Genomic DNA, 24,714 nt, shown 5'->3' on the forward strand with positions numbered 1-24,714 from the left:
ATGAGCAATCTCTGGGACCTCGATCACATCCAGCCCGCCGGCACCGACGTGCTGGCCGGCAGCACCATCTCGGCCATGTTCTGGAACGCCGTGGCCGAGCGCGGCCCGCGCGTGTGGATGCGCCAGAAGGAAATGGGGATCTGGAAGAGCTGGACCTGGGACCAGACCGCCGAGGCCGTGCGCGAGCTCGCGGGCGGACTCATGTCGCTGGGGTTTGCGCGCGGCGACTGCGCCTCCATCCTGTCGAGCACCAACATCGAATGGGTGCTGGCCGACCTGGCCGTGCTCAGCTGCGGCGGCGTGTCCAACGGCATCTACCCCACCGACGCGGCCGCCCAGGTGCACTACCTGAGCGAAGACTCCAGCACCAGCGTGCTGTTCGTCGAAGACGATGAGCAGCTCGACAAGGCACTGGAGGTGCGCGCCAACCTGCCGTTGCTGCGCAAGATCGTCGTCTTCGACATGGAGGGCCTGCGGGGCCTTCAGGACCCGGGCGTCATCAGCCTGGATGCGCTGCGCGACATGGGCCGCGCCTGGAACCAGCAGAACCCCGACGCGCTCATGCGCCGGGTACAGGCCTGCCAGCCCGAGGACGTGGCCATCCTCGTCTACACCTCGGGCACCACCGGCAAGCCCAAGGGCGCGATGCACACGCACGCCGCGCTCACCTACACGGTGCGCGGCTACAACACGCTGATATCGCGCACCGAAGACGACGAGGCCATGTGCTTCCTGCCGCTGTGCCACATCGCCGAGCGCATGGGCGGCGAGTACTTCTCGCTGTACACCGGCTCGCGCCTGAACTTTGTCGAGAACCCCGACACCGTGCCCGAGAACGTGCGCGAGATCGCGCCCACGGTGTTCACCGCCGTGCCGCGCGTGTGGGAGAAGTTCTATTCGGGCGTGATGATCGCGCTCAAGGAATCCACGCGCCTGCAGCAGGCGGCCTATGCCTGGTCGATTGGCGTGGGCACCCGCATTGCAGACCGCGTGCTGGCGGGCCAGCCGGTAGGGGGACTGCTGAAGGCGCAGTTCATGCTGGCGCGCTTTCTGGCGCTGAACAACGTGCGCAAGCTCATCGGCATCCACCGCGCGCGCTTCCTCGTCACGGGCGCAGCGCCCATCTCGCCCGAACTGGTGAAGTGGTACCTGGCCCTGGGCGTGCCCATGCTGGAGGTGTGGGGCATGACGGAGACCTGCGGCGCCGCCACCGGCGTGCCCGCCAGCCGCATCAAGCCCGGCTCCATCGGCCCGGCGGCCAGCTACAACGAGGTGCGCATCGACCCCGCCACGGGCGAGATCCTGGTGCGCGGCCCCAATGTGTTCAAGGGCTACCTCAACCTGCCAGAAAAGACGGCCGAGACCATCGACGCCGACGGCTGGCTGCACACGGGCGACGTGGGCACCATCGACGCCGACGGCTACCTGCGCATCACCGACCGCATGAAGGACATCATCATCACGGCCGGGGGCAAGAACATCACGCCCAGCGAGCTGGAGAACGAGCTCAAGTTCAGCCCCTACGTGACGGACGCCGTCGTCATCGGCGACAAGCTCCCCTACCTCACGGTGATCATCATGATCGACCAGGAGAACGTGGAGAAATATGCGCAGGACAACGACGTGCCCTTCAGCAACTACGCCAGCCTGACCCGCGCCCGCGAGGTGCAGGACCTGATCCAGGCCGAGATCGACCGCGTGAACACCCGGTTCGCCCGCGTGGAGCAGATCAAGAAGTTCTTCCTGCTCGACACGCAGCTCACCGCCGAGGACGAGGAGCTCACGCCCACCATGAAGCTCAAGCGCAAGCTGGTGCAGCAGAAGTACGCGCCCCAGATTGACGCCATGTACCGCTAGGCAGCCTGCGCCAGGTGGCGCGCGGCATAGGGAAAGTGCTGGTGCCCCACCCTGGGCATCGTTCTATAACGACTGATCCATTCAAGGAGACGTGCCATGAAACTTCATCACATTGCCGCGCTGGCCATCGTGGCCATGGCCGCAGGTGCTGCGCAGGCGCAGCCCAGCCAGGGCGTGAGCAAGGACACCATCACCCTGGGCTCCATCCAGGACCTGTCCGGCCCGCTGGCGGGCTTTGGCAAGCAGGTGCGGCTGGGCATGATGCTGCGCGTGGACGAGGCCAACGAGCAAGGCGGCGTCAACGGCCGCAAGCTCGACCTGAAGGTGGAAGACTCGGGCTACGACCCGAAGAAAGCCGTGCTGGCCGCGCAGAAGCTCGTGAACCAGGACAAGATCTTCATGATGGTGGCGCACATCGGCACGGCACAGAACCTGGCCGCCATGCCCGTCCAGTTCAGCAAGAACGTGATCAACTTCTTCCCGGTCACCGCCGCGCGCGAAATGTACGAGCCCTTCCACAAGCTCAAGTATTCGTTCGCCGCCACCTACTACGACCAGATCCGCCTGGCCGCACCCAAGCTCATCAAGGAAAAAGGCGCCAAGAAGGTCTGCACCATCTACCAGGACGATGAATTCGGCCTGGAGGTGATGCGTGGCGGCGAGGCGGCGCTCAAGTCCCTGGGCATGGAATTCACCGAGAAGACGTCGTACAAACGCGGCGCCACCGACTTCTCGTCGCAGGTCGCCAAGATGAAGTCGTCGGACTGCGACTTCGTGATCCTGGGCACCATCATCCGCGAGACCATCGGCACCATCGGCGAGTCGCGCAAAACGGGCTTCAACCCCACGTTCCTGGGCTCCAGCGCCGCGTACACCGACCTCATCCACAAGCTGGGCGGCAAGCCCATGGACGGGCTGTACGCCACCATGACGGTGCAGCACCCCTACCTGGACGAGGCCAGCCAGCCCATCCGCTTCTGGGCCAACAAGTACAAGACCAAGTTCAACGAAGACCCCACGGTGTTCTCGGTCTACGGCTACGGGGCGGTGGATGCCTTCATCAAGGCAGCCCAGAAGGCGGGCACCAGCCTTACCACCGACAGCTTCATCAAGGCCATGGACACCATGGTGATCCCGCCCGACATGTTCGGCAGCGCCGAGGCCACCTACGGCCCGCAAAAGCGCCTGGGCAGCGATCTTTCTCGCCTGTCGCAGATCACCGATGGCAAGTGGAAGGTGGTGTCCGACTACGTCAAGCCATGAGGGTCTGACCACCCGCTCCCAAGCCGCCTTCGGGCGGCTTTTGTGTTTCAGGGGATGCGCTCGGGCCCAGTCGGTGGCAGAATTTAACCAAGCAGTAACTTTGCATAAATAGACCGAATCCACCGCCATGATCGAACGCACCCTCTTCCAGCCCGACCACCAGGCCTTTGCCGACAGCTTTCGCCGCTTCATCGACAAGGAGGTAACGCCCCACCACGCCGACTGGGAAGACCAGGGCTACGTGGCGCGCGAGGTGTGGAGCCAAGCGGGCGCCAACGGCTTTCTGTGCATGAGCCTGCCCGAGGAATACGGCGGCGCCGGGGCCGACAAGCTCTACTCCGTGGCGCAGATGGAAGAGCTGGCGCGCGCCGGCACCACGGGCATCGGCTTTGGTCTGCACAGCGAGATCGTGGCGCCGTACATCCTGCACTACGGCACCGAGGAGCAAAAGCGCCGCTACCTACCGCAGATGGCCAGCGGCGCCATGGTAGGCGCCATCGCCATGAGCGAGCCCGCCGCGGGCAGCGACCTGCAGGGCATCAAGACCACCGCCATGAAAAGCGCAGATGGATCGCACTACGTGCTCAACGGCAGCAAGACCTTCATCACCAACGGCTGGCATGCCGATGTGGTGATCGTGGTCGCCAAGACCGACCCGGCGGCCGGGGCCAAGGGCACCAGCCTCTTCCTGGTGGAGCGCGGCATGCCCGGTTTTGAAAAAGGCCAGCGCCTCAAGAAGATGGGCATGAAGGCGCAGGACACCTCCGAGCTGTTCTTCACCGACGTGAAGGTGCCCGCCGCCAACCTGCTGGGCGGCCCCGCCATGGAAGGGCGCGGCTTCATCTGCCTGATGGAGCAGCTGCCATGGGAGCGCCTGCAGGTCGCCATCACCGCCGTGGCGTCCGCGCAGGCCGCCATCGACTGGACGGTGGACTATGTCAAGCAGCGCAAGGTCTTCGGCCAGAGCGTGGCCTCGTTCCAGAACACCCGCCACACCCTGGCCGAGCTGCAGACCCAGGTGCAGGTGGCCCGCGTGTTCGTGGACAAGTGCTGCGAGCTGATCACGCGCGACCAGCTCGACACCGATACCGCCAGCATGGCCAAGTACTGGACCACCGACCTGCAGTGCAAGGTGATGGACGAATGCGTGCAGCTCTTCGGCGGCTACGGCTACATGTGGGAATACCCCATCACCCGCGCCTACGCCGATGCGCGCGTGCAGCGCATCTACGGCGGCACGAACGAGATCATGAAAGAGGTGATTGCGCGCGCCATGGGCCTGGGCAAATAGCACCATGACCAGCGCCACGGACTGCGCCGCGACGGGCGCCCAACCCCGTCACAGGTACCAGGCGGCGCGGGCTTCCTCGGGGCTGAGCGGCGCGCCGGGGCGGCGATCGGTGACATTCAACCAGGAGCGGACACCCTGGCTGCCGCTCAGGGCACGCATCAGCAGCAAACCCGCGCCGATGCCGCGAATGGCTGCCGAGCTGCGGCTGGGTGCCATGAAGGCCGCCACCGCCAGCGCGCTGGATGCGGCCAGTACCACATGGTGTTCCAGCGCAAACCCATCGCGCGTGTCGTCGTATTCCACAGCGCCACGGACCATGCGCTGCAATGCAGAGGATGTATTTCGTTTCATAGCCAAAAATGAGAGAGCAACCGCAGAAAGATAGTGCAAAAACCACCGCACGCGCGTCAGAAAGCGCGCTGTTGTGGTGTGCGCCGCCGAGGCACCGCTCGCTGCCGACCCGCATGGGGCGCGCCTCCCAAGCGCCTGCCCAATCACCCAGCGAGCTTCCAGTTTAAAGACCACCGGAGACCATTCATGACCGAAGCCTATGTATTCGACGCGCTGCGCACCCCGCGCGGCAAGGGCAAGAAGGACGGCACCCTGCACGAGGTCAAGCCCATCGACCTGCTCACCGGCTTACTGATCGAGCTGCAGGCGCGCCACCGCTTTGATACGGCAGCGGTGGACGACGTGGTCATGGGCATCGTCTCGCCCGTGGGCGAACAGGGTTCGGTGCTGCCCAAAGTGGCCGCGCTCAAGGCCGGGTGGGACTTTCGATGCGCGGGTGTGCAGGTCAACCGTTTCTGCGCATCGGGCCTCGAAGCGGTGAACCTGGCCGCGCAAAAGGTGCGCAGCGGCTGGGAAGACCTGGTGGTGGCCGGCGGCGTGGAGAGCATGAGCCGCGTGCCCATCGGCTCCGACGGAGGCGCCTGGGCGCAAGACCCCGCCACCAATTCGGAAACCCTGTTCGTGCCCCAGGGCATCGGCGCCGACCTGATCGCCACACTGGATGGCTACACCCGCGCCGACGTGGATGCCTTCGCCCTCGAATCGCAGCGCCGCGCCACCGCCGCGCGCGCAGCGGGCTACTTCAAGAATTCGGTCGTGCCCGTGCGCGACTTCATCGGCCAGACCATCCTGGCGGAGGACGAATTCATCAAGCCCAAGACCACGCTGGAGGGCCTGGGCGCGCTCAAGGCCTCGTTCGAGCAACTGGGCGGCATGGGTTTCGACGCCGTGGCGCTGCAGCGCTACCCGCAGGTGGAGCGCATCCACCACGTGCACCACGCAGGCAACTCGTCGGGCATCGTGGATGGCGCCGCCGCCGTGCTCATCGGCAACGAGGCTGCCGCCAAGGCCCATGGCCTGACGCCGCGCGCACGCATCGTGGCCACGGCGCTCAGCGGCGCCGACCCCACCATCATGCTCACCGGCCCCGTGCCCGCCGCCAAGAAGGCGCTGGCCCGCGCGGGCATGACCATCGACCAGATCGACCTGTTCGAAGTGAACGAGGCCTTCGCCGCCGTGCCCATGCGCTTCATGCGCGAGCTGGGCGTGCCGCACGACAAGGTCAACGTGAACGGCGGTGCCATCGCCATGGGCCACCCGCTGGGCGCCACGGGCGCCATGATCCTCGGCACCCTGATTGACGAACTGCACCGCCGGGGCCAGCGCTATGGCCTGGCCACGCTGTGCGTGGGCGGAGGCATGGGCATCGCCACCATCGTTGAACGCGTATGAGGAACAACCCCCTGAGCGGCTGCGCCGCTTCCCCCTTCTCTCATCGCTGCGCGATGGGAAGGGGGACGACGCCACTGGCCTGGCAAAGCCAGTTCCACGGCGTCCGCTGGCCTCGGCCACGCTTCATCCAAGGCCGCGCCCCATAGCTGCGCCATGGCGCATTACCGATTCGGAGACATCAGCATGCAAACCATCCGCTACGAAATCATCCCCGCCCAGGGCACCGAAGGCCAGGTCGCCGTCATCACGTTTGACGAAGCCAACTCCCCCGTCAACACCATGTGCCGCCAGTGGCAGCAAGAGCTGGGCGAGGTCACGGCCCAGGTGCTGGGCGACCGCGAACGCCTGGGCGCCGCGCTCAAGGGCATCGTGCTGGCATCCGCCAAGACCAGCTTCTTTGCGGGTGCCGACCTCAAGGCCACCATGCGCCTGACGCCCGCCGATGCGCCCAACGCGTTTGGCGAAATCGAGCGCATGAAGAAGCACTTCCGCACGCTCGAAACCTTGGGGCTGCCGGTGGTGGCCTGCCTCAACGGCGCCGCGCTGGGCGGCGGGTGGGAGGTGGCCCTGATCGCCCACTACCGCATCGCCGTGGCCGACCCCAAGATCCAGTTCGGCCTGCCCGAGGTGACACTGGGCCTGATGCCCGGCGCCACCGGCGTGACCAAGATGACGCGCCTGCTGGGCCTGATGGGCGCGCAGCCTTACATCCTGGAAGGCAAGCTCTTCAACCCCGCCGAAGCGCTGGAGCTGCAACTGGTGCACGAGCTGGTGGCCACGCGCGAACAGCTGCTGCCCGCCGCCCTGGCCCACATCGCCACCCACCCGCACGCGGTGCAGCCGTGGGATGACAAGAACTACAAGATGCCTGGCGGCACGCCCGCCAACCCCAAGATCGCCAGCGCCCTGACGGTGGCGCCCGCCATGCTCAAGAAGACCACACGCGGCCGCTACCCCGCGCCCGAGGCTGCCTTGGCCGCCATGGTCGAAGGCGCCATGGTGGACTACGACACCGCCCTGCGCATCGAAAGCCGCTACCTCGCCCGCCTGATGACCGGCCCCGTGGCGCGCAACATGATCAACACGTTCTTCTTTGACATGAATGCGATCAAGAGCGGCAAGTCTCGCCCAGGCTCGGCCCCACGCTACAAGCCGCAAAAAGTCGGCATCCTTGGCGCCGGCATGATGGGCGCGGGCATCGCCTGGGCCCAGGCCAGCCGGGGCATCGCCACCGTGCTCAAGGACGTGAGCGCGGAAAAGGCCGAGGCTGGCAAGGCCTACAGTGCCAAGCTCACCCAGGCCCGCGTGGACAAGGGCCGCATGACGGCCGAGGCGCAGCAAGCGCTGCTGGCGCGCATCACGCCCACCGCCAGCGCGGCCGACCTGGCGGGCTGCGACCTCATCATCGAAGCCGTGTTCGAAAGCCGCGACCTCAAGGCCCAGGTCACACAAGAGGCCGAGCCGCAACTGGCGCCCGGCGGCTTCTTTGCCAGCAACACCTCCACCCTGCCCATCAGCGGCCTGGCCACGGCCAGCAGCCAGCCCGAGAAATTTGTCGGCATCCACTTCTTCAGCCCCGTGGACAAGATGAAGCTGGTGGAGATCATCCGCGGCAAACAGACGGATGACGAAACCGTGGCCCGCGCGTTCGACTACGTGCAGGCCCTGGGCAAGGTGCCCATCGTGGTCAACGACTCACGCGGCTTCTACACCAGCCGCACCTTCGGCACCTTCGTGACGGAAGGCGCCGCCATGCTGGGCGAAGGCATCCCCGCCGCCGCCATTGAAAACGCCGCCATGCAGGCCGGCCTGCCCGTGGGCCCGCTGGCCGTGCTGGACGAAACCGCGCTGACCCTGAGCGTGCATGTGCTGGACCAGACCCGTGCCGACTACGCGGCCGAAGGCAAGACCTACACCACCACGCCCGGCGAACTGCTGGTGGAGCGCATGGTCAAGGAACTCACGCGCCCCGGCCGCGCCGGTGGCGGCGGTTTTTATGACTACCCCGCAGGCGCCAAGAAGCACCTGTGGCCCGAGCTGAAACCTCTGTTCGAAAAGCCCGGCGTGGAGTGGAGCGTGCAGGAGATCCAGGACCGTTTGCTCTACCGCCAGGCCATCGAGACCGCGCGCTGCCTGGCAGAGGGCGTACTGACCAGCGTGCATGACGCGAACATCGGGTCGATCTTCGGGATTGGGTTTCCGGCGTGGACGGGGGGGGCGATGCAGTTTATTTATGGGATGGGCGTGGAAGCGTTTTGGCGGCGATCCCGAGAACTTGCCACTAAACACGGCGCGGGCTTCATAGCTTCCGAGACAGTCAAGCAGGCAGTCGAACGACTTCAACCCTCCTACTAGTGAGATGCGGTAGTGTTGGTCGCTGGATATCTAAGTGCGCTAGAAATGCAATCGAGGTATCGAGAATGCACTAAGGATGTCCACCGCCCGGTTCACTAGTTACTCACGAGGGAAAAATGGGTCCCGTCGCACTCTTCGACAAATCGTTTTTACAGTCCCTGACGCTTGACGAATCGGTCTGGTTTGATCACTTCTTTCTGGCCGTCATATGCCCAGTTTTTTATGTGGAAACACTAGCAGATCTGGCAAAAACCAAGCGTTCAAACTCTTCAAGAACCCCTCAGGATGAAGTCCGAATACTTGCAGACAAATCTCCTGTGTTATCTGGCGCTCCATGCGTACATCACATGGATATGTGTATCGCCAACCTCTTGGGTCACCAAGCACCAAGATTGGGCCAAGTCCCCCTCGCTGGCGGCCGCCCCATAAGAACCAAAGACAACAAGGCTGGGGTTGTGTTCAAGCCCTCCCCTGAAGCGGAATCGTTTGCTCGTTGGCAACGTCACGAATTTATGGAGGTCGAACGCGATGCTGCGTCCGCATGGCGGGCAATGCTCTCTAGCTTGAACTTGCCCGAGGTCGCTCAAAGAATGAGGGCACTCGGTGTCACACCAAAAAATTGCAAATCTGTCAAAGAGGCATGGGGACTAGCTCACGGACTCATGCACTCCCAAGCTGCTCCATTGGAGCAAATCGGTCTGCTCTTTGAATTTGTTCATGTACCGGTCCATCTTCAGGGGGAAATTCTCCATCGCTGGTCTTCTGCAGGCTTCCCTCCACTTGCCAACTACGCGCCCTATGCAGCGCACGTTCTGAAAGTTGAGATGTTTTTTCAGATAGCTCTGGCAGCCAACCTGATCTCTGCCGATCGAGCATCGAATCGGGCCGATATTGCGTATCTCTTCTATCTGCCGTTTTGCAACTTGTTTGTCTCGGGCGATAAATTGCACAAGCTATGCACCCCACCTTTCTTGGCCCCAGCCCAAGACTTCATATGGGGTCCTGATCTGAAAGCCTCGCTTTCAAGCATCAACTCTGAACTCTCCTCAATCCCCCAAGAGGAACGCGAGCAAGGTCTGCACAAAATCGCGCCGAGACCCCGTGGTAATGCCAGCAACGTAGTTGTATCAATGTGGGAAAAGCACTCCCCAAAAAGAGGAAAGCCCCTGCTTGAGGAGCCCATTGATCCGACAGCAGAGCGCAAGCTAGTGGAAGAACTTAAAAAATATTCGGAGGCGCCAACTGCGCCAGACGTAGCACAACTTCCCAGCGAAAAGTTGGACAACCTGGCGCTCGAGAGGCTGGTTCCCGCCAGGAAAGGCTCTTGGTGGCTCCTGCCAAAAGCGGTGGTTGAACAAGAACAACGGGGGAAATAGCTTTCCAGCGTCAAGCTGCATGCTTATGAAGCGCAGAGTGCCGACCGACTCTACGGTCAGAGCGCAGATAGGGTTACCTTGCGAATTGATCACGAGACGATCAATTTGCAAGGATCTGAGGAGAGCACCGGAATGAGCTCCCTCATGTAGTACTCAGGCAATCGAAGCAACTGCCACCCCCTTCAACCCCAACATCCCCCGCGCCTCCTGCGGCGAAGCCACCTCCCGCCCCGCATGGCGCGCGTACCTCGCCAACTGTTCAATCAGTGGCCCGTTTGACGTCGCCTTGGTCCCATCCGGCAGATAGAACGTGTCTTCCAGCCCCGTGCGCAGGTGCCCGCCCAACTCGGCCACGCGCTGGTGCACGGGCCAGATCTCGCTGCGGCCGATGACGGTGGCTTGCCAGGGGGCGTCCTTGATTTTCAGCTTGAGCATGATGGGCAGCAGGTCGGGGTCGGCAGGCATGCCGGATTCGACGCCCATCACAAAGTTGTATTCGGGCAGGCGCTCGGTGTACATGCCGGTCTGCACGTACATCTCCACGCAGCGCACGATGCCCACGTCGAAGCATTCGAACTCGGGCAGCGTACCGGTCTCCAGCATCACGTCGATGAAGTCCTTGACCTTGGCGGGCTGGTTGTCGAACAGCATGGGCGGCCAGGCCCAGGTGCCGTTGCTGCGCACCTTCAGGTAGTTGAGCGAGCCGGCGTTGCACGCTGCCATCTCGGGGCGGGTGGCGCGCAGGCAGTCGAGCGGGCCCTGGTAATTGGGGCCGACCACGCCGGTGGTCTGGTTGATGATCAAACCCGGGCAGGCCTCGCGCATGGCTTGCACACAGTCGCGCGCCACCTGCGGGTCCCAGCTGGGCAGGTGGCCCTTGCCGGGCTCCTGGTTGCGAAAGTGCACGTGGACCACGGCGGCGCCTGCGTCGTAGGCGCGGCGGGCTTCTTTCTCCAGTTGCTCGGGCGTGACGGGCACGTGGTGCTGGCCGGGGTCCGTCAGCACGCCGGTGATGGCGCAGGTGATGATGGCTTTGTTGCTGTGGTCGGTGCTGTGCATGGTGCCTGTCTCCTTCATTCAAATGCCGAGCTGTCGTGCAGCCAGGTCTTTCATGATTTCTTCCGCACCGCCGCCGATCATCATGACCTTGACCTCGCGGTAGATGCGCTCGCTGACGGTGCCGCGCATGAAGCCCATGCCGCCCAGGATCTGCACGGCCTGGTCGGCACAGAACTGCATGGTTTGGGTGGCGTGGTTCTTGAGCAGGCACACCTGCGCTACCCAAGCACTGTCTGCCCCCACGCTCCCCTGCTGCGCATGGGTCGCTGCCCCCCAAGGGGGCTGATGCGGCTTGGGGCGGCCCGGCGCCGCATCGCCCGCGCGCCCCGCATCAGCCTGCGCAGCCACGGATTCGCACCACGCCGCGGTGGACTGGATGCGCATCTGCATGTCCACCAGCTTGTGGCGGATGACCTGGTGCTCCACCAGCGCGGCGCCAAAGGCCTTGCGCTGGCGGGCCCAGGCCAGGGCTTCGTCGTAGCAGGCCTCGGCAAAGCCCAGGGCCGATGCAGCCAGGCCAAAACGCTCGCCGTTGAAGTTGGCCATGATGATGCGAAAGCCCGCGCCCTCTTCGCCCAGCAGGTAGCGCGCGGGCACGCGCACGTTGTCAAAGCGCAGGTGGGCGGTGTCGGAGCAGAGCCAGCCCATCTTGTCGAGCTTGCTGCGCGACAGGCCTGCACTGTGGCCGGGCACAAGCAGCATCGATATGCCGCCACTGCCCTTGCTTCCAGCTTCTCCCGTTCTGACAGCGACCGTGATCCAGTCCGCGCGCATGCCGGAGGTGATGAACACTTTTTCGCCGTTGACGATGTAGTCATCACCCTCGCGCCGCGCTGTGGTCTTGAGTTGGGCCACGTCGGACCCGCCACTGGGTTCGGTGATCGCCAGTGCGGCAATCTGCTCGCCCGCCAGCACCGGTGGAATGACCTCGGCACGCACAGCATCGCTGCCATGCGCCAGCACGGGCGGCAAACCGATGTTGTGCGACAGCAGGCTGGCCAGCACACCGCCGCTGGCACCGTGGCGACTGAGCGCGCGCCACAGCGGCAGGCGCAAGGCGTAGCTGGCAGGCGTGCCGCCGTACTGCTCTGGGTAGCCCAGACCCAGCAGGCCCAGGTCGGCCGCGCGACGGTACAGGCTGTGGGGGAATTCACCGGCGGCGTCCCACGCATCCACATGCGGGGCAATCTCGGTGCGGGCAAAGCGGGTGACGGTGTCGGTGAGGGCGGTGCGGTCTTCGTCGCTCACAGAACTTGCATCGGATGTGGCGGTCATGCGGGCGCTCCTTGCGTGGCGGGTGCAAAGCGGGCCAGCACCTGGCCGGGCGACACCTGCTGGCCGGGGACCACCAGCAATTCGACCACGGTGGCAGCTGCAGGGCTGGCCAGGCTGTGTTCGAGCTTCATGGATTCGATGACCACCACCGTATCGCCCGCCGCCAGCACCTGGCCTGCGGCCACGGGCAGCGCGACCACCTTGCCGTTGAAGGGGGCGCGCAACTCCGTCGCATCGCCCGCCGCACCCGCGCGCGCAGCGGGTTCCCATGAGGCGTCTTCCACCCAGCCGTCCACGCTGCCGGTTTGCCAGTGCCAGCGCAACGGCCCAACCGCAACGTAATGCACACCACGCTGGGGCAGTTGCAAAGTCACAGGTTCTGCCCCGGCCTGCTCAATCTGCAGCCGCCCACCGCCCAGCTCGCGCACGGCGACCGCGTGCACCTCGCCCTGGTGACGCAGGCGCAGCGGCCGGGCCATGGAACAAGGCAAATCTGACGCAAGATTTGAAGCAAAAATGGCCTCTAGCGCAGGAGGAACAAGTGCTGATAGCTCTTCATTTAATAGCAAATCCTGCAGGCCAGCAGCGTACTCCGCCAGGAACGGCACCAGCGCCTGTCCACTGGCAAACACGGGGTGCTGCAGGCAGGCCGCCAGAAACGCGCGGTTGGTGGGCAGGCCCAGCACGCGGGTGCCCTGCAGCGCACGCACCAGCGCGGCGATGGCCTCGGCCCGCGTGGGAGCGTGCACGATGAGCTTGCCCAGCAAGGCGTCGTAGTGGGGGGTGACTTCGGCGCCCTCTTCCAGCGCGTGGTCAAAGCGCAGCGCGCCCGGCGCAGCCCGTTCAAACGCGGTGGCCGGTGGTGCGCTGAACTGCAGCACACGGCCGGTGTGGGGGCGGAAGTGCGCGTCTTCGGCACACAGGCGCACCTCGATGGCGTGGCCTTGCAGATGCGCCTGATCTTGCGTGAGCGGCAGCGGCTCGCCCCGCGCCACGCGGATTTGCCATTCCACCAAGTCCAGCCCCGTGAGCGCTTCGGTCACCGGGTGCTCCACCTGCAGACGGGTGTTCATCTCCATCAAGAAGAAGTCTTGGCCGTCCAGCAAAAACTCCACCGTGCCCGCCCCCACATAGCCAGCAGCCTGTGCCAGCGCCACGGCACAGGTGCCCATGCGTTCGCGCAGCGCGGCGTCCACCGCAGGGCTGGGGGCCTCTTCAATAATCTTCTGGTGGCGGCGCTGTACCGAGCAATCACGCTCGCCCAGGTGGATGCATGCGCCGTGCGCGTCGGCAAAGATCTGCACCTCCACATGGCGCGGCTGCAGCAGTGCGCGTTCGATGAGCAGGTCGCCACAGCCAAAACCCGCCAGCGCCTCCGACCGGGCACTGGCCAGCGCGGCGGGCAACTGCGCCAGATCGGTGACCAGGCGCATGCCACGCCCTCCCCCACCCGCCACGGCCTTGACCATGAGGGGTGTACCGATGCGCACAGCCTCGGCGGCAAAGCGCTCGTCGCTCTGGTCATCCCCCGCGTAGCCGGGCAGGCAGGGCACGCCATGCGCCTGGGCCAGCGCCTTGGCACCGGCCTTGCTGCCGAGTGCACGGATGGCGCCGGGAGGCGGGCCGATCCAGGTCAGGCCCGCATCCACCACGGCCTGGGCGAAGTCGGCGTTCTCGCTGAGGAAGCCATAGCCGGGGTGCACGGCATCGGCCCCGGCGGCGCGGGCGGCGGCCAGCAGTTTGTCGGTGCGCAGGTAGGTGTCGGCGCTGGTCTCGCCACCCAGCGTCACGGCTTGGGTGGCTTCGCGCACATGCAGGGCGTTGGCATCGGGGTCGGAGTAGACGGCAACCGTTTCGATGCCCATACGGTGGGCGGTGTGAATCACCCGGCGGGCGATTTCGCCGCGATTGGCGATAAGGATTTTTTTCATCAGGTCGCACTCCACGGCGGCGCCTTGCGCGCAGCAAACGCCGCCAGCCCTTGCGGCGCCTCGGGGCCACGCAGCGCTTGCGAAAAAGCAATTGCTGCTTCGTCCAGCAGCGCGGGCAACGGCGTTTCGACTTGGGCCAGCAACAAACGTTTTGTGGCGGCCACGGCCTTCGGCGCTGCGGCGGCGTGGCGCGCGATGGCGGCTTGCACAGCAGCCTCCACGTCGCCAGCTACCACCTCATCCACCAGCCCCGCACGTTGAGCCGTCGCGGCATCCCAGCGCTCGCCTGTCAACAAACACCGCCGCGCTGCCGCTTGTCCAATGCGCCGCACGACAAACGGCGCGATCTGCGCCGGCACGATGCCCAGCGTGACCTCGGGCGTGGCGAACTGCGCGCTGGTGTGGGCCAGCACCTGATCGGCACAGCACACGAGCCCAAAGCCACCGCCCATGGCAGCGCCCTCCACCGCCACGATGAACCACTGCGGCAGAGCACACAGGGCCTGCAGCAACGCACCAAAGCGGCGGTTCAGCGGTACCAGCGGGTCAGCCTCGCCCGCTGTCAGGGGCTGGCCGATGGTCTTGGCAAAGCCTCCCAGGCTGCCGCCCGCGCAGAAGTGACCACCGGCACCCCGCAGCACCACGCCGCGCAGATCGGAATCGGCCGCAGCCCGCTCACACGCGGACAGCAGGGCGTCCACCATCGCCTCGGACAGCGCATTGCGGCTGGCCGGGTCGTTGAGCGTCCAGGTCTCCACACAGCCGCTGGCCAGCGGCGCGCGGGTTATCTGTAAAGGCATGTCAGGTCTCCACCGTGCTGCGCGCTACGCACGACATACGAAACTGGCGCGGCCCAGTGCCAGGGCAGCCGAGCAAGGGCCGCCCCGCAGCGAGGGCTGCGTCCCCCTGCCCGCATTGCGCAGCAATGCGAGAGCGGGGGGAAGCGACGAAGTCGCTCAGGGGGGTGTTGCTCATCTCTTGGCGATGCCCATGAGCTTGGCGAGGATGCCCAGCATCACCTCGTCCGCACCGCCGCCAATCGACGCCAGCCGCCCGTCGCGGTACATGCGCGAGACCTTGTTCTCCAGCGTAAAGCCCATGCCCCCCCAGAACTGCAGGCAGGTGTCGGGCACCTCGCGGTTCAGGCGGCCGGCCTTGAGCTTGGCCATGCTGGCCAGTTCCAGCACGTCCTGCCCGTTCACATACAGGTCGCAGGCGCGGTAAGTGAGTGCGCGCAGAGCCTCGACTTCTGTCTTGAGTTCGGCCAGCTTGAACTGCACCCACTGCTGGTCGGCCAGCGTGCTGCCAAACAGCTTGCGCTCCTGCGCATAGTCGATGGTCCACTGGATGCAGTGGTTCAGCGATTCGAGCGTGCTGGCGGCACACCACAGGCGCTCCTCCTGGAACTGCTGCATCTGGTAGACAAAGCCCTGGCCTTCGGCGCCGATGCGGTAGCGCTGCGGCACACGCACCTCGTCAAAGTAGATCAGGCCGGTGTCGCTGCTGTGCATGCCGATCTTGCGGATCTTTTGCGCCACCTCGATGCCCTTGGTGAGCTTGCCGCCGGGGCCATCGCGCAGGGGCACCATCACCAGGCTCTTGTTCTTGTGCACGGGGCCTTCGCCCGTGTTGACCAGCATGCACATCCAGTCGGCCTGCAGGCTGTTGGTGATCCACATCTTCTGGCCGGTGATCACGTAGTCGTCGCCGTCCTTGCGGGCCACGCTCTTGATCCCCGACACATCGCTGCCCGCCGCCGGCTCGCTCACGCCGATGCAGCCCACCATGTCGCCCGCGATGGCCGGGGCGAGAAACTGGCGCTTGAGTTCTTCGCTGCCGTAGCGCGCGAGCGCCGGGGTGCACATGTCGGTCTGCACGCCAATGGCCATGGGCACGCCGCCGCAATGGATGTGGCCCAGCGTCTCGGCCATGGCCAGGCTGTACGAATAGTCCAGGCCCTGCCCGCCGTATTCCTCGGGCTTGCACAGGCCCAGCAGGCCCAGGTTGCCCATCTTCTTGAAGACCTCGTGCGCGGGGAAGATCTCGGCCGCCTCCCACTCGTCCACGTGGGGGTTGATCTCTTCGTCGATGAAGCGCTTGAGGGTCTTCTGGATCTCGCGGTGCTCGTGCGTGAACTGCATGGTGTTTGTCTCCGGTGTTTTGTTTGTGTGGATCTCGATCACGACAACTGGAACTGCCCCAGCGGCTGCGGCCGCCCGTTGAGTACCAGTTCCACCTGGTGCGCGCCGGGGTAGTGGGTGCGCGTGGTCATCTGCTGCAGCGACAGCGTCTTGCCCACGGCCACCGTGGCGCCAGGCGCTATGTCCAGCGTTTGCAGCTTGAACACCTTGGGCGCGGCACCGCCGTGGGCCTTGACGTAGTGCACCTTCAGGTCGGCCAGCACGCGCTGGGGCCGTGGCGTGGGGTTGTGCAGCTCGGCCTCGATGCGCACCTTGTCTCCGATGCGTGCGCTGGCAGGCAGCACGCGCGCGGCCCGCACGTCCAACGCCACGGCATGCCCCACGCCCAGGGCATCGAGCGCACCAGCCTCGCCGCGCTTGATGAGAAAACGCAGGCCGTGGCGCACCAGGGCTTCACGCGGGGCGGATGCGCCCTGCAGCCAGGTGCGGGCGGTGCCCACGGCCAGGTCGGGGTGGTCCTTGGCGATGTCGCCCAGGTGGTTGGCCACCGAGCGGCGCACATAGGACGACGGGTCGTCCTTGAGCGCATCGAGCAACGGCAGGGCCAGTTGCGGGTTGTTCTGGAATGCAGGCAAACGCGGCGCCCAGGGCAGGCGGGGCCGCGTGCCTTCGCTCACCAGACGGCGCACATGGGCGTTGCCGTCGTGCGCCCAGTCGCGCAGCCGCGCGAGCGTGGCGCCCTGGTGGTGCAGCAGGTAGGGGCGGATGCAGAACTCTGCGGTAAAGCGCTGGGTGAGCGCGTGCTGCGCGGCCATGGCCGCCTCGAAATGCGGCAGGCCGTGTGTGCCGATGTAGATGCTGTGCGGCAGGTACAGGAAGGCGCTGTAGGGCCGGTCGCCCGCGTCGGGTTCGCCAGCGGCATCGAGGCCCATGGGTGGGTCCATCGAATCGACCAGCACGGCCAGCGCGCGTGGTATGTCTTGCGGCAGGTGCGCCTGCAGGGACTGCGCGATGCGCTGGCCGCGTGCCATCAGCTCCAGCGATTCGTAGCCGGGCTCTACTTGCTGCAGAAACGCGGTGGTATCGAACTTGCGCCACGTGCGCCGCACCATGGCCGCGATGCGCGGCGGCACGGTGTCGTTGAGCAGGTGTTTGAGAGACTCGGCCATCGTGGTGATTGCGTGCTTTGGCGTGGCTCTTACATCCGCGCCACGCCAAAGCTCAGGGGCCGCAGCGTGCGGGCCTGTGCCTCGGCGCAGGTGTCCAGGCAAAACGCCAGCACGGCCCGCGTGTCGCGCGGGTCGATCACGCCGTCGTCCAGCAGCAAACCGCTGGTGTAAAACGCATCGGCCTGGGCCTCGAACATGGCGACGATCTTGTCGAACTGGGCTTGCGACTCGGCCGGGTCGGGCGTGATGCCTTTGCGCGCGAGCGCCGCCTCGGTCACGATCTGCATGGTGCGCGCAGCCTGCTCGCCGCCCATCACCGCCGTCTTGGCGCCGGGCCAGCTGAACAGGAAACGCGGCGCATAGCCCCGCCCGCACATGCCGTAGTTGCCCGCGCCAAAGCTGGCGCCGCACTGGATGGTGATCTGCGGCACGGTGGCGTTGGTCACGGCCTGGATCATCTTGCTGCCGTGCTTGATCATGCCGCCCTGCTCGCTGTCCTTGCCCACCATGTAGCCGGTAGTGTTCTGCAGGTAGATGATGGGGTGGCCCAGCTGGCACATCCACTGGATGAAGTGCGTGGCCTTGTTCGCGCCCGCCACGTCGATGGGGCCGTTGTTGCTGATGAAGCCCACCGCGTGGCCGCCAATGCGGCCCTGGGCGCACAGGGTGGCCATGCCGTAGCGCGCCTTGAACTCGAGCAGCTCAGACCCATCCACCAGCCGCGCAATCACCTCGCGCATGTCCACGGGCTGGCGCAGGTCGGCGGGCATCAGCGCCAGCAGGTCGTCGGCCGGCAGTCTGGGCGCAGGTGCTGCGGCGCGCGGCAGCGCGGCCCAGCCGGTCTGCGCGATCACGTCGCGCGCCATGCCGATGGCCTCGCGGTCGTCCAGCGCCAGGTATTCGCCCAGGCCCGAGACGGCGGTGTGCATCTCGGCGCCGCCCAGTTCTTCTTCCGTCGCGATCTCGCCCGTCGCAGCCATGAGCAGCGGTGGCCCGGCCAGAAAGGCGCGCGAGCGGCCCTGCACCATGATGACCACGTCCGACAGCCCCGGCATGTAGGCCCCGCCCGCCGTGCCCGAGCCGTGCTGCACGGTGATCACCGGAATGCCCGCCGCCGACAGCCGCGCGAGGTTGCGGAACAGTGTGCCGCCGTGCACGAAGCCTTCGACCCGGTAGCGCATGAGGTTGGCGCCCGCACTCTCGACCAGGTGCACGAAGGGCAGGCGCTCGCGCAGCGCGATCTCCTGCACGCGCAGAATCTTTTCCAGGCCCATGGGCTGGATGGCCCCCGCCTCGATGCCGGAGTCGCTGGCCACCACCATGCAGCGCACGCCGCTGACCAACCCGATGCCGGCGATCATCCCGCCGCCGGGCACGGACTTTGCCGGGTCCTTCACATCCTGCAGGTAGCCCGCCAGGGTGCACAGCGGCAGCCAGGGCGCGCCCGCATCCAGCAGCAGCGCCACGCGCTGGCGCGGCAGCAGCTGGCCGCGTTTGTCGAACTGGGGGAGCGACCGGGCCGAGGCGGCGGCGGCACGCTCTTCCAATGCGCGCAGGGCATCGAGGCGCGCGGCCAGGGCAGCGCGGCGCTGTTGCGCATCGGGTGCGCCGGAGTGAAAGCGCGAAGCAAAGGCGGAGGTCATTCAGAGTCCTTGGACGCACTGGAAGCCTGCTCGGCAGACGCCGCAAACACCCGCGGCACCTGTGCGCGGTGAAAGCCCCCGTAGGGCTTCACGGCGGCGCGCTGCTGCGTGGCGGCATCGGGCACGCGCAGCGGCCAACCCAGGCGCACCTGCGGCCGTGCGCCGTCCACACGCAGCGTGCTGCCGCTGATGAAGCTGGCGGCCGGGCTGAGCAGGAAGACGATGGCCGCCGACACCTCGGCCTCGTTGCCGAAGCGGCCCAGCGGCACGGTCTGCGGCATGGCGCGCAGCGTGTGCGCGGCGGCGGGCGGGTAGTTGTCCATGCCGCTCGATGCGATGTAGCCCGGCGCGACGGCATTCACGCGCACGCCGCTGCAGGCCCATTCGAGCGCGGCGGTTTCGGTGAAGCTGACCATGCCCGCGCGCGCCGCGCCGCTGTGCCCCATGCCGGGCATGGAGCCCCACATGTCGGCCACGATGTTGACTACTGAGCCGCCGTTCGACGCCATCCACTGCCGGTAGCACTCGCGCGCCACCAGGAAGCCGCCGGTGAGGTTGGTGTGCAGCACCGCCTCCCAGCCCCTGGCGCTGATGGATTCGAGCGGCGACATGAACTGCCCGCCCGCGTTGTTCACCAGTCCATCGATGCGCCCGTGCGCGGCCAGCACCTGCTGCACCAGCACCACCACCGCGTCTTCGGAGCGGATGTCGCACGCGTGCCAGGACGCTGCGCCGCCATCCACGGCGATCTCATCGGCTACGGCCTGCAGCTTCTCTGGCTTGCGGCCCACCAGCACCACCTGCGCGCCCAGGCGCGCCAGCTCGTGCGCGGTGCAGCGGCCGATGCCCGAGCCGCCGCCCGTGACGACGACCACCTGGCCGGCGAACAGGCCCGGGGCAAACACAGACTGATAAACACTCGGAACCGTGGGGGCCATGGTGGTCCAGCCTTTTTTGTATTTTTTTGTTTATGCGCGGATGAAAAGGGCCAGGGCCTCGTCGGTCAGCGCATCGAGCGACTTGCCCTTCTTGGGCGAGAACCACTGCACGGCCCAGTTGAGCGCGCCAAAGATGAACAGCCGCGCCACGCCAGGATTTGCCTGCAGCGCGCCCTGCTGCGCGAGGGCATCGAGCGCGGGCATCCACGCGGCCTCGTAGCTGTCCTTGATGCGCGCAATGCCCTTGCGCTGCGCGGGCGTGAGCGAGCGCCATTCGTAGAGCATCACCGGGATGAAGCTGCTGCGCGGGCCGAGCAGGATCTCGAAGTGGTGGCGGATCAGCGTGCGCAGCTGCGCGCGTGGCGCTGCGCCAGCAGGCAGGGCCTCCAGCGCCTGCTGCTGGCTCTGCGTGGCCATGGTCATGCCCTCGCTCATCACGGCGTAAAGCAGCGCGCTTTTGCTTTCGAAGTGGTAGAAGGGCGAGCCGCTGTGCATGCCTGCGGCGGCGGCAATATCGCGCGTGCTGGTGGCCGCGAAGCCCTGCGTGCGGAACAGTTTGGCGGCGCCGTCCATGAGCTTGCGGCGGCGGTTGCCGTCGTCGAGTTCTTCGGCGGTCTTGCGCGGGCGGCCGCGGGGGCGGCGTGGGGGGTCTTCGGCTGCCGTGGTTTCTGTGGGGATGGGGTTGGCGACGAGGGACGCTGCGGCCTTGCCACGGGGGCGGGCCGGGGTTTTCTTTTGCGGGGGGGTGATGGCGCGGGCGCGCGGCACGGGTGAGTCCATGCAGGCACGATAGCAAAACTGTTTATTTTTAGCAAGCAAGTGCTTGGTAAAAATAGGTGCTGCGATTGCGGGTTGTTTTGCCTGGCGGGATTTTGGATGTTTTTTTGCCTTTAGCGCTTATCCATCAAGCGCTAGAAGCTATTGTTTTTATAGTATGCAGCGTGCCTGAACGAAGGGCGGAGGCCGGGGTGTGCGCCCGGCGGCGCAGTAACTTTCTCTTGGGTCGCCAAGAGAAAGTCACCAAGGAGAAGGCGACCCTGCCGTCTGCGACCCCTTCGCTGCGCTACGGGGCAACCTGGGGTGCTCGGTCACGGGGTGCACCGCAGAACTCGCTGCGCGCCGTTGGCGCATCCAGAAGGGAACCCGCAGCCGGACATCCATTCGGGCCGTCGCTGCGCTCGGCCCAGCCTGCGCAGCGCGTGGCGCTTGGCGCTTGCGCCCGCGAGATGGGGCCGAGCGAAGCAAAGGCCCGTGTGGCTATTCGGCTGTCTGGATGTTTGGCGGTCCACCCCCCCTGCTGGCTGCGCCTGCGGCGGGGCGGTTGCGGGGTGAGCATGGGCGTCGCAGCGCCCATGCCTCGTGCTCTGACTCGCCGTGGTTGTCCGAGCGGCGCTGCGCAGCAGCAAAGCGAGTTCCAAGGCGCACCCAGCAACCGCCCCGACGCAGGTGGCCCCTTCGCACTGCGAAGGGGTCGCAGACTGGGGGGCGCCCTTTCTTTGGTGACTTTCTCTTGGCGACGCGAAAGAAAGTTACTCGCATGCCGGGCGACTCCCGGCCTCTGCCCTCAAACCAAGCATGCTTTTCAAACCAGCACGCCCTGGCATCGATGGGCTCAGCCCGAACGGTAGGCAGAAACTCGATAACTATAAAAACGATAGCTGCTAGCGCTTGATAGAAAAGCTCTAGCAGCCAAAATGACCACGAACCGGGGACCCAGAGTGCGCCGAAATCCAGTCGGCGCTTTTACCAAAAGATCGTTCAGCCCGCTACGCGGTCTGCACCGCTATCGCGGCGGCCAGATTTCAGCTCTTGCTGAAATCTGGCTTTCTCTTTTCCATAAACGCCGAGAACGCTTCCCGCGCTGCCGGCTCGCGCAGCATGCGACCAAAGCTCGCGCCCTCTTCCGCCATCACCGCCAGCACCTTCCCCGTCTGCCCCCCCTTCATCAGCCGCTTGGTCTCGATCAGCGCCGACAGCGGCTTGGCCGCCAGCTTGCGCGCCTGCGCCTGCGCCACGCCATTGCACTCGGTCGGCGGCACCACGCGGTTGACCAGGCCCACCTCCAGGGCGGCCTCGGCCATGAAGGGCTCGCCCAGCAGCAGCGCCTCGGCCGCGCGGTGATAGCCCAGCATCTGCGGCACCAGCAGGCTCGATGCGGCCTCGGGGCACAGCCCCAGGTTCACGAAGGGCATGGAGAACGCCGCGTTGTCGCCCGCATAGACCAGGTCGCAATGGAACAGCATGGTCGTGCCGATGCCCACGGCGGGGCCACACACCGAGGCGATGATGGGCTTGGGAAAGGCCGCGATGCCGTGCAGGAAGCGGAACACGGGCGAATCCTGCGTGGCGGGCGGCTGCTTCAAAAAGTCGCCGATGTCATTGCCCGCGCTGAAGATCGCCACGTCGCCCTGGAACACCACCACGCGCACGCTGGCATCGGCCTCGGCAGCGGCCAGGGCATCGGCCATGGCGGCATACATGGTGGTGGTGATGGAGTTCTTCTTGTCCACACGGTTGAAGGTGATGGTGGCCACACCGGCTTCGGTGTGGACGAGGATGTCTTGGGTGGCGTCGGTCATGGTGGTGAAGGTTCCGGGGTCGGATGGATGAGGACGGGAGGAATGCACGGTGCAGAGCAACAGGCCGACTTCCTATTCCTTGTAGTAGACGATCTGGTGGCTCGTGGCCAGCATGGTGCCAGCCTCGTTCCACAGCTGCACGGTCTGGTCGAAGAAACCGTTGCGAAACTCCTGCCCGCGCGCCTGGCCGAGCAGGTAGCCGGAGCCCGTGGCCTGCAACTGCTCTGCCGTGGCATGGAAGTACACGGTGATGGACACCGTGCCCGCAGGCACCTGGCGCGCACGGCGCAGCCACACGCGGGGGAAGAACACGTCGGCCAGTGCCGCCAGCGAGGTGAAGTCGAGCGGGCGCGGCGGCGCGTCGCGCATCCACAGCTGCGTGAGGCTGTGGTCGCCGCTGCCGTCCCAGGTGCGCGGGATGAATCCCGCGATGGGGCGCATCTCATAGCGGCTGAGCCATTCCACCGCCCCCTTGGGCGCGACGATGGCCTTGTGCTCCGCGGGGGGAGGCACCTCGGGCATGGGCACATCGCCCACGCTCCAGGTCTCGCGGCGCACCGCCGTGACGGCCGTGGCGGTGGTGGTGACCACCTGCGCGCCGTCAGCACCGGCCTGCAGGATCGACAGCGTCCAGTGCTGGGTAGAGCGGTTGGTGCGCACGGGCGTTGCCTGCACGGTGAACACACCGGCTGTCAGTGCGCCCGCGTAGTTGACGGTGAGCGACAACGGGTCGCCGAGCCGGTCAGGGTGCTGCAGGATGGCCTGTAGCAGCGTGGCGGCGGTGATGCCACCAAACGGGCCCACCATGTTCCAGTAGCCGGGGTGGGTTTGCCCTTCGTACTGGCCGGTCGGAGCGGACGAGGCCGTCAGTTGCAGCGCCTCGTCCAGCGGGTGGGCTGCGGAGGACGAAGAAGTGGATGAAGAGGAAGTCATGCTGCGAGTGTGCCGCGAAACGACCGCTCAGGCCGTCGTACCGGAGACTTCGCCGTGGTGCACGCCGCCACCCAGGGCGGCCAGCGCAGCCGCCGCGCGCGGCCACAGGCTCTGGCGAAACTGGTCGCGAAAGAAACCGAAGTGCCCGATGCGGCGCACCTGCAGATCGGCCGGCGTGATGCTCTCCACGCGGCGCTCGGTGTTGGCGTACAGATTCACCAGGTTGTGCGTGCCCCGCAAGGTCATCAGCTCGTCGTCGGCCATCGACAAGGCCAGCACCGGAAAACGCACCGCGCCGTAGCTCTGCGCCACGGCAGGCCCCTCGGCCCCCACGCTGTAGGCCGGGTGCAGGCACCAGCGGCGCCACTGCAGGATCACGCCCGCAGGCAGGTCGCCCACCTTCTTGAGCGTGCGCCCCGGAAAGTACCCGCACAGCCGCGTGGCCAGCGGCACCAGCACCCACCAGAAATACGGAACGATGCGCTTGAGCTGCGGCGCGTTGTCGCGCCAGTAGCCGCTGCCCGCGGCCACGCTCAGCAAGCCATCCACCTGCTCGGGCTTTTTCAACAGGCCCGGCAACTGCGCCCCCAGGCTGTGGCCCAGCAAGTACAGCGGCTGCGACGGCAGCGCGGCCTTGGCGGCTGTGATCACCGCCTCGTAGTCCTGCGCCCAGTCGAACAGATCCGCCTTCACATCGCGCATGGCGCCCTGCAACGAATCGCCATGGCCCCGGTAGTCGAACGTGGTGACCCGAAACCCTTGCTGCGCCATCCACAGCGCAAAGGCCTCGTAGAACGACTGCCGCACCCCCATCGCGCCGCCGATCACGACACTGGCGCGCGGAGCGCCCTCGGGTTGGTAGACACGCAGCGCCAATGACACTGCCCCGTTGACCTGCAAAGTTTGCTTGTCCATGTCTGTCTCCTTGGTTCGAAACCGATCTGCGCCGGCTTGAAAAGAAAACTATCGCTGAGGGCAGAACCCTGGCTTCGACAGGCTCAGCCCGAACGGGCGGGGTCGGGTAAGGGTCGGGACGAGACCATCCAAATACCTGCCCCGGTTCCCCTGCCTTCACACCCCACCTTCCAGGGCGCAGCGAGCGGGATCAGCTGCTAGGCGGACGGAGCGGAGCCACCGGAACGTACTCAAGGTACGTGAGGA

Annotated in this window: 19 protein-coding genes; 6 read left to right on the top strand and 13 right to left on the bottom strand. The window is 66.1% G+C overall.

What is annotated here, in order from left to right; translation table 11 throughout:
• From AC07OD_RS08755 to AC07OD_RS08765, 3 genes are all read left to right on the top strand, one after another.
• Complete coding sequence (locus tag AC07OD_RS08755; protein WP_494596174.1) at positions 1-1,857, top strand: AMP-dependent synthetase/ligase; 1,857 nt, start codon at positions 1-3, stop codon at positions 1,855-1,857.
• A 96-nt stretch (positions 1,858-1,953) separates the two neighbouring features.
• The gene (locus tag AC07OD_RS08760) at positions 1,954-3,120 is read left to right on the top strand and encodes an ABC transporter substrate-binding protein (RefSeq protein WP_218340479.1); all 1,167 of its coding nucleotides are present in this window, start codon (positions 1,954-1,956) and stop codon (positions 3,118-3,120) included.
• Positions 3,121-3,247: 127 nt separating this feature from the next.
• Entirely contained in the window at positions 3,248-4,411 is a 1,164-nt protein-coding gene (locus AC07OD_RS08765) for an acyl-CoA dehydrogenase family protein (RefSeq protein ID WP_494596176.1), read from the top strand.
• A gap of 48 nt (positions 4,412-4,459) precedes the next feature.
• On the opposite strand, the gene AC07OD_RS08770 is transcribed toward AC07OD_RS08765, so the two are convergent.
• Entirely contained in the window at positions 4,460-4,762 is a 303-nt protein-coding gene (locus AC07OD_RS08770) for a hypothetical protein (protein WP_225584958.1), read from the bottom strand.
• Positions 4,763-4,948: 186 nt separating this feature from the next.
• On the opposite strand from AC07OD_RS08770, the gene AC07OD_RS08775 reads away from it, so the two are divergent.
• The 3 genes from AC07OD_RS08775 to AC07OD_RS08785 all read left to right on the top strand — a co-directional run bounded on the left by AC07OD_RS08775 (position 4,949) and on the right by AC07OD_RS08785 (position 9,885).
• The gene (locus AC07OD_RS08775) at positions 4,949-6,154 is read left to right on the top strand and encodes an acetyl-CoA C-acetyltransferase (RefSeq protein ID WP_492805602.1); all 1,206 of its coding nucleotides are present in this window, start codon (positions 4,949-4,951) and stop codon (positions 6,152-6,154) included.
• Positions 6,155-6,337: 183 nt separating this feature from the next.
• Positions 6,338-8,509 carry a 3-hydroxyacyl-CoA dehydrogenase NAD-binding domain-containing protein gene (locus tag AC07OD_RS08780; protein ID WP_494596179.1) on the top strand — a complete coding sequence of 724 codons (2,172 nt, stop codon included), beginning with the start codon at positions 6,338-6,340 and terminating at the stop codon, positions 8,507-8,509.
• Between the two features lie 116 nt (positions 8,510-8,625).
• On the top strand, positions 8,626-9,885 hold the full coding sequence (locus AC07OD_RS08785; protein WP_494596181.1) for a hypothetical protein: 1,260 nt from the start codon (positions 8,626-8,628) through the stop codon (positions 9,883-9,885).
• A gap of 153 nt (positions 9,886-10,038) precedes the next feature.
• On the opposite strand, the gene AC07OD_RS08790 is transcribed toward AC07OD_RS08785, so the two are convergent.
• From AC07OD_RS08790 to AC07OD_RS08845, 12 genes are all read right to left on the bottom strand, one after another.
• Positions 10,039-10,944 carry a beta-keto acid cleavage family enzyme gene (locus AC07OD_RS08790; protein ID WP_494596183.1) on the bottom strand — a complete coding sequence of 302 codons (906 nt, stop codon included), beginning with the start codon at positions 10,942-10,944 and terminating at the stop codon, positions 10,039-10,041.
• A gap of 18 nt (positions 10,945-10,962) precedes the next feature.
• Positions 10,963-12,219: an acyl-CoA dehydrogenase family protein gene (locus AC07OD_RS08795; RefSeq protein ID WP_494596185.1), complete on the bottom strand. Its 1,257-nt coding sequence runs from the start codon at positions 12,217-12,219 to the stop codon at positions 10,963-10,965.
• On the bottom strand, positions 12,216-14,150 hold the full coding sequence (locus AC07OD_RS08800) for an acetyl/propionyl/methylcrotonyl-CoA carboxylase subunit alpha (protein ID WP_494596187.1): 1,935 nt from the start codon (positions 14,148-14,150) through the stop codon (positions 12,216-12,218). Before AC07OD_RS08800 ends, AC07OD_RS08795 begins: the two co-directional genes overlap by 4 nt.
• The gene (locus AC07OD_RS08805) at positions 14,150-14,950 is read right to left on the bottom strand and encodes an enoyl-CoA hydratase/isomerase family protein (protein ID WP_494596189.1); all 801 of its coding nucleotides are present in this window, start codon (positions 14,948-14,950) and stop codon (positions 14,150-14,152) included. Before AC07OD_RS08805 ends, AC07OD_RS08800 begins: the two co-directional genes overlap by 1 nt.
• 171 nt (positions 14,951-15,121) lie before the next feature.
• Complete coding sequence (locus AC07OD_RS08810; protein ID WP_494596191.1) at positions 15,122-16,291, bottom strand: acyl-CoA dehydrogenase family protein; 1,170 nt, start codon at positions 16,289-16,291, stop codon at positions 15,122-15,124.
• A 38-nt stretch (positions 16,292-16,329) separates the two neighbouring features.
• Positions 16,330-17,460: a DNA alkylation repair protein gene (locus AC07OD_RS08815; RefSeq protein ID WP_494596193.1), complete on the bottom strand. Its 1,131-nt coding sequence runs from the start codon at positions 17,458-17,460 to the stop codon at positions 16,330-16,332.
• 29 nt (positions 17,461-17,489) lie between these two features.
• Entirely contained in the window at positions 17,490-19,103 is a 1,614-nt protein-coding gene (locus AC07OD_RS08820; protein WP_494596195.1) for an acyl-CoA carboxylase subunit beta, read from the bottom strand.
• Positions 19,100-20,041 carry an SDR family oxidoreductase gene (locus AC07OD_RS08825; protein ID WP_218293217.1) on the bottom strand — a complete coding sequence of 314 codons (942 nt, stop codon included), beginning with the start codon at positions 20,039-20,041 and terminating at the stop codon, positions 19,100-19,102. The genes AC07OD_RS08820 and AC07OD_RS08825 overlap by 4 nt, the downstream gene beginning before the upstream one ends.
• Before the next feature lie 30 nt (positions 20,042-20,071).
• A complete protein-coding gene (locus AC07OD_RS08830) occupies positions 20,072-20,821 on the bottom strand; it encodes a TetR/AcrR family transcriptional regulator (RefSeq protein ID WP_218293216.1) in 750 nt (249 codons plus the stop codon).
• 1,022 nt (positions 20,822-21,843) lie between these two features.
• On the bottom strand, positions 21,844-22,620 hold the full coding sequence (locus tag AC07OD_RS08835; protein ID WP_218293215.1) for an enoyl-CoA hydratase: 777 nt from the start codon (positions 22,618-22,620) through the stop codon (positions 21,844-21,846).
• A gap of 72 nt (positions 22,621-22,692) precedes the next feature.
• Positions 22,693-23,553 carry an acyl-CoA thioesterase gene (locus AC07OD_RS08840; protein ID WP_218340493.1) on the bottom strand — a complete coding sequence of 287 codons (861 nt, stop codon included), beginning with the start codon at positions 23,551-23,553 and terminating at the stop codon, positions 22,693-22,695.
• Between the two features lie 27 nt (positions 23,554-23,580).
• Positions 23,581-24,468 carry an alpha/beta hydrolase family protein gene (locus tag AC07OD_RS08845; RefSeq protein ID WP_218293213.1) on the bottom strand — a complete coding sequence of 296 codons (888 nt, stop codon included), beginning with the start codon at positions 24,466-24,468 and terminating at the stop codon, positions 23,581-23,583.
• Between the last annotated feature and the right edge of the window lie 246 nt (positions 24,469-24,714).

It is taken from the genome of Acidovorax sp. GW821-FHT10E03 (genome assembly GCF_059415205.1).